General features: G+C 54.9%; 2 tRNA genes and 3 rRNA genes. All 5 read left to right on the top strand.

The features are described from left to right. The first annotated feature begins 224 nt into the window (after positions 1 to 224). The 5 genes from EOA78_RS34765 (at position 225) to rrf (ending at position 5,774) form a co-directional block, all read left to right on the top strand. A 16S ribosomal RNA gene (locus EOA78_RS34765) occupies positions 225 to 1,709 on the top strand. A gap of 316 nt (positions 1,710 to 2,025) precedes the next feature. Next, positions 2,026 to 2,102 (top strand) — tRNA-Ile (locus EOA78_RS34760). A 36-nt stretch (positions 2,103 to 2,138) separates the two neighbouring features. Next, positions 2,139 to 2,214, top strand: a tRNA-Ala gene (locus EOA78_RS34755). Positions 2,215 to 2,623: 409 nt separating this feature from the next. Then, a 23S ribosomal RNA gene (locus EOA78_RS34750) occupies positions 2,624 to 5,432 on the top strand. A 227-nt stretch (positions 5,433 to 5,659) separates the two neighbouring features. After that, a 5S ribosomal RNA gene (gene rrf, locus EOA78_RS34745) occupies positions 5,660 to 5,774 on the top strand. The 16S, 23S and 5S rRNA genes sit together here with 2 tRNA genes alongside, the layout of an rRNA operon. Positions 5,775 to 5,872: the final 98 nt, after the last annotated feature.

Here is a 5,872-nt window from a genome sequence, read left to right as displayed (position 1 = left end):
GCGTCTGCGATGTCTGTTCTTTGACAATTGAATATTGAAGAAAGAGAAACGTGGGCGGCAGAGTCCTGCTGAACCTTTCATTCCGCCAGGGATGGGAGGTTCGAACGAGACTTTGGCGGACACGTTTTGAGAGAATAAGTCTACCAGGGCACGATCAGTGTCCAGGTGTGAATGTTCTCGTCAATTCAAAGCGTGACCAGATAAAGCCAAATCAAAGTCTTACTAAACTTGAGAGTTTGATCCTGGCTCAGAACGAACGCTGGCGGCAGGCTTAACACATGCAAGTCGAGCGCCCCGCAAGGGGAGCGGCAGACGGGTGAGTAACGCGTGGGAATCTACCCATCTCTACGGAACAACTCCGGGAAACTGGAGCTAATACCGTATACGTCCTTTTGGAGAAAGATTTATCGGAGATGGATGAGCCCGCGTTGGATTAGCTAGTTGGTGGGGTAATGGCCTACCAAGGCGACGATCCATAGCTGGTCTGAGAGGATGATCAGCCACATTGGGACTGAGACACGGCCCAAACTCCTACGGGAGGCAGCAGTGGGGAATATTGGACAATGGGCGCAAGCCTGATCCAGCCATGCCGCGTGAGTGATGAAGGCCCTAGGGTTGTAAAGCTCTTTCAACGGTGAAGATAATGACGGTAACCGTAGAAGAAGCCCCGGCTAACTTCGTGCCAGCAGCCGCGGTAATACGAAGGGGGCTAGCGTTGTTCGGAATTACTGGGCGTAAAGCGCACGTAGGCGGATATTTAAGTCAGGGGTGAAATCCCGGGGCTCAACCCCGGAACTGCCTTTGATACTGGGTATCTCGAGTCCGAGAGAGGTGAGTGGAATTCCGAGTGTAGAGGTGAAATTCGTAGATATTCGGAGGAACACCAGTGGCGAAGGCGGCTCACTGGCTCGGTACTGACGCTGAGGTGCGAAAGCGTGGGGAGCAAACAGGATTAGATACCCTGGTAGTCCACGCCGTAAACGATGGAAGCTAGCCGTTGGCAAGTTTACTTGTCGGTGGCGCAGCTAACGCATTAAGCTTCCCGCCTGGGGAGTACGGTCGCAAGATTAAAACTCAAAGGAATTGACGGGGGCCCGCACAAGCGGTGGAGCATGTGGTTTAATTCGAAGCAACGCGCAGAACCTTACCAGCCCTTGACATCCCGGTCGCGGTCTCCAGAGATGGAGACCTTCAGTTCGGCTGGACCGGTGACAGGTGCTGCATGGCTGTCGTCAGCTCGTGTCGTGAGATGTTGGGTTAAGTCCCGCAACGAGCGCAACCCTCGCCCTTAGTTGCCAGCATTCAGTTGGGCACTCTAAGGGGACTGCCGGTGATAAGCCGAGAGGAAGGTGGGGATGACGTCAAGTCCTCATGGCCCTTACGGGCTGGGCTACACACGTGCTACAATGGTGGTGACAGTGGGCAGCGAGACCGCGAGGTCGAGCTAATCTCCAAAAGCCATCTCAGTTCGGATTGCACTCTGCAACTCGAGTGCATGAAGTTGGAATCGCTAGTAATCGCGGATCAGCATGCCGCGGTGAATACGTTCCCGGGCCTTGTACACACCGCCCGTCACACCATGGGAGTTGGTTTTACCCGAAGGCGCTGTGCTAACCGCAAGGAGGCAGGCGACCACGGTAGGGTCAGCGACTGGGGTGAAGTCGTAACAAGGTAGCCGTAGGGGAACCTGCGGCTGGATCACCTCCTTTCTAAGGAAGAACCCTAATGGAAACGCCCGGCCTTTCATCTTCGGATGAAATGGCGAGCCTCTGCCTTTCGGTTCTCTTGGAACAAGACGGAAGAGAGTCACTCTTACCGTCGCGCATACCTTAAGCGGGTCTGCCGCCTTCGTTTCTCTTTCTTCGCGAATGACTTTGATTGCGCTCGCGCGCCGCATCGCACCCTTTGGGTGCTGGCGCTCCGCGAGGGCGCGGCACGAGCCGCGACGGCCGCCGGTTTTAGTTAGATTTGGCGGCCTTGCGAGGCTCTGCCTCGAAGCTGGCTACCATCTGCGCTTGGGGCTTAGGGCTTGTAGCTCAGTTGGTTAGAGCGCGCGCTTGATAAGCGTGAGGTCGGAGGTTCAAGTCCTCCCAGGCCCACCATTCCTCGACAAGGTAAGGTCGAAGAGGTGTTATCAAGGGGCCGTAGCTCAGCTGGGAGAGCGCCTGCTTTGCAAGCAGGATGTCGTCGGTTCGATCCCGTCCGGCTCCACCATCTCCGCGCAATCCGCAGGATTGTCGCCGCGCAATCCGCAGGATTGTCGCTTCTTCTGAGGAAGAAAGGGTGTCGAGTGGATGTGAAGCTGGCTGAGAAAAAGTCATTCGTTCAAGAGTTTGCGGCGAGCCTTTGGCTCTCCGCCTGTTCTGTATGACATCGTAAAGAGAAGATTTGTTCGAACTTCATAGCCCGCAAGGGGTGTGATTTGTCGCGGGAGACGCTCAATCTCCCGCATATGATGGGTTTGCCTAACCGCACCCTCGAACCGATCTCGAGAAGCTGGTCTTTTTGTGCCAATAACATCAAGCCGAATTCTGCACAGGATTTGGCTGAAGCGACGATCCTTCGGATCGCGCTGAAGCGACGATCCCTTTGGGATCGCGCGGTGGGTATTGGCAATGAGAACGATCAAGTGTCTTAAGGGCAATTGGTGGATGCCTTGGCATGCACAGGCGATGAAGGACGTGATACGCTGCGATAAGCTACGGGGAGGTGCGAATACCCTTTGATCCGTAGATTTCCGAATGGGGAAACCCACCTAAGGTGCTTGGAAAATCAGAGCAGCAGGGCAACTTGCTGCTGTGGTTTCCAAGTATCGATAATAGGTAACTTATCCTGAATACATAGGGATAAAGTGGCGAACGCGGGGAACTGAAACATCTAAGTACCCGTAGGAAAGGACATCAACCGAGACTCCGGCAGTAGTGGCGAGCGAACCCGGACCAGGCCAGTGGCGATGATGAGACAAGCGGAACCTTCTGGAAAGTAGGGCCATAGTGGGTGACAGCCCCGTACGCGTAATGCAAATCATCGTCCTTGAGTAAGGCGGGACACGTGAAATCCTGTCTGAAATTGGGGGGACCACCCTCCAAGCCTAAGTACTCGTGCATGACCGATAGCGAACTAGTACCGTGAGGGAAAGGTGAAAAGCACCCCGACAAGGGGAGTGAAAGAGTACCTGAAACCGATTGCCTACAAACAGTGGGAGCCCGCAAGGGTGACCACGTACCTTTTGTATAATGGGTCAGCGACTTAGTGTGACGAGCAAGCTTAAACCGCTAGGTGTAGGCGCAGCGAAAGCGAGTCTGAACAGGGCGTTCAGTTCGTCGCATTAGACCCGAAACCGAGTGATCTAGCCATGAGCAGGTTGAAGGTAAGGTAACACTTACTGGAGGACCGAACCCATAACTGTTGCAATAGTTCGGGATGACTTGTGGCTAGGGGTGAAAGGCCAATCAAACTCGGAAATAGCTGGTTCTCCGCGAAATCTATTTAGGTAGAGCGTCGACCGAATACCCCAGGGGGTAGAGCACTGGATGGGCTAGGGGTCCTCACCGGATTACCAAACCTAACCAAACTCCGAATACCTGGGAGTACTAGTCGGCAGACACACGGCGGGTGCTAACGTCCGTCGTGAAAAGGGAAACAACCCTGACCTACAGCTAAGGTCCCCAAGTTATGGCTAAGTGGGAAAGGATGTGAGGATCCCAAAACAACCAGGATGTTGGCTTAGAAGCAGCCATCATTTAAAGAAAGCGTAACAGCTCACTGGTCTAAATAAGGGTCTTTGCGCCGAAAATGTAACGGGGCTCAAGCCATACACCGAAGCTTAGGGTGGCGATAATCCTTCGGGATTACGCTGCGGTAGCGGAGCGTTCTGTAAGCTGATGAAGCCATACCCGTGAGGGGTGGTGGAGGTATCAGAAGTGCGAATGCTGACATGAGTAACGTAAGGGGAGTGAGAGACTCCCCCGCCGAAAGTCCAAGGGTTCCTGCTTAAAGCTAATCTGAGCAGGGTTAGCCGGCCCCTAAGTCGAGGCAGAAATGCGTAGACGATGGGAACCACGTTAATATTCGTGGGCCTGGAGGAAGTGACGGATCATTGAGGTAGTCCAATCTTATCGGATTGAAAGGGCTGCTGCGTGGTTCCAGGAAATAGCTCCTCCTTATAGACCGTACCCGAAACCGACACTGGTGGACTGGTAGAGTATACCAAGGCGCTTGAGAGAACTATGCTGAAGGAACTCGGCAAATTGCACGCGTAACTTCGGAAGAAGCGTGACCCTTTTCCACGCAAGTGGAGGAGGGTGGCACAGACCAGGGGGTAGCGACTGTTTATCAAAAACACAGGGCTCTGCGAAGTCGCAAGACGACGTATAGGGTCTGACGCCTGCCCGGTGCTGGAAGGTTAAGAGGAGGGGTGCAAGCTCTGAATCGAAGCCCCAGTAAACGGCGGCCGTAACTATAACGGTCCTAAGGTAGCGAAATTCCTTGTCGGGTAAGTTCCGACCTGCACGAATGGCGTAACGACTTCCCCGCTGTCTCCAGCATAGACTCAGTGAAATTGAATTCCCCGTGAAGATGCGGGGTTCCTGCGGTTAGACGGAAAGACCCCGTGCACCTTTACTATAGCTTTACATTGGCATTCGTAGTGGCATGTGTAGGATAGGTGGTAGGCTTTGAAACCTGGGCGCCAGCTCAGGTGGAGCCACCCTTGAAATACCACCCTTATCACTATGGATGTCTAACCGCGGCCCGTTATCCGGGTCCGGGACAATGTATGGTGGGTAGTTTGACTGGGGCGGTCGCCTCCTAAAGAGTAACGGAGGCGCGCGATGGTGGGCTCAGAACGGTCGGAAATCGTTCGCTGAGTGCAATGGCATAAGCCTGCCTGACTGCGAGACTGACAAGTCGAGCAGAGACGAAAGTCGGTCATAGTGATCCGGTGGTCCCGCGTGGAAGGGCCATCGCTCAACGGATAAAAGGTACGCCGGGGATAACAGGCTGATGACCCCCAAGAGTCCATATCGACGGGGTTGTTTGGCACCTCGATGTCGACTCATCGCATCCTGGGGCTGGAGCAGGTCCCAAGGGTATGGCTGTTCGCCATTTAAAGCGGTACGTGAGTTGGGTTCAGAACGTCGTGAGACAGTTCGGTCCCTATCTGCCGTGGGTGTAGGAATATTGAAAGGATCTGTCCCTAGTACGAGAGGACCGGGATGGACGGATCTCTGGTGGACCTGTTGTGGCGCCAGCCGCATAGCAGGGTAGCTATATCCGGACGGGATAACCGCTGAAGGCATCTAAGCGGGAAACCCACCTTAAAACGAGTATTCCCTGAGAACCGTGGAAGACGACCACGTTGATAGGCCGGGTGTGGAAGAGCGGCAACGCTTGAAGCTTACCGGTACTAATAGTTCGATCGGCTTGATCGTTCTCATTCCTTATGCCCATCACCAGCGCAATCCGAAGGATTGTCGTCGGCGCAATCCAAAGGATTGTCGCCTGATGGTTGTTTGCCCTCGCGGCAGTCGGCTTCGCCGACGCCTCCGGGCAGGGCCTCGCAAAGGCTCGGACGCGCGGTCGCGCTTGCGGACTGCGTCCGAAAACCGCGACGCCAGGCACGAAAAAACAGCTTCTCGAGCAACGTGCGCTTTGCCGACCTGGTGGTTATGGCGGAGCGGCTGCACCCGATCCCATTCCGAACTCGGCCGTGAAACGCTCCAGCGCTGATGGTACTTCGTCTCAAGACGCGGGAGAGTAGGTCGCTGCCAGGTCTGCAAAACGCACGTCGCAAGAATCCAAATCTTCTCCTTACAAAACAGGCCCGCCAATCGCGAGCTCGGGCCGCGCAAGCGGCCCTTTCCATTTGGCG

It is taken from the genome of Mesorhizobium sp. M5C.F.Cr.IN.023.01.1.1, assembly GCF_003997585.1.
GTDB classification, from domain to species: domain Bacteria; phylum Pseudomonadota; class Alphaproteobacteria; order Rhizobiales; family Rhizobiaceae; genus Mesorhizobium; species Mesorhizobium wenxiniae.
The sequence above is the reverse complement of the archived record's forward strand: the minus strand, read 5'-3'. Positions and strand labels throughout refer to the sequence as shown.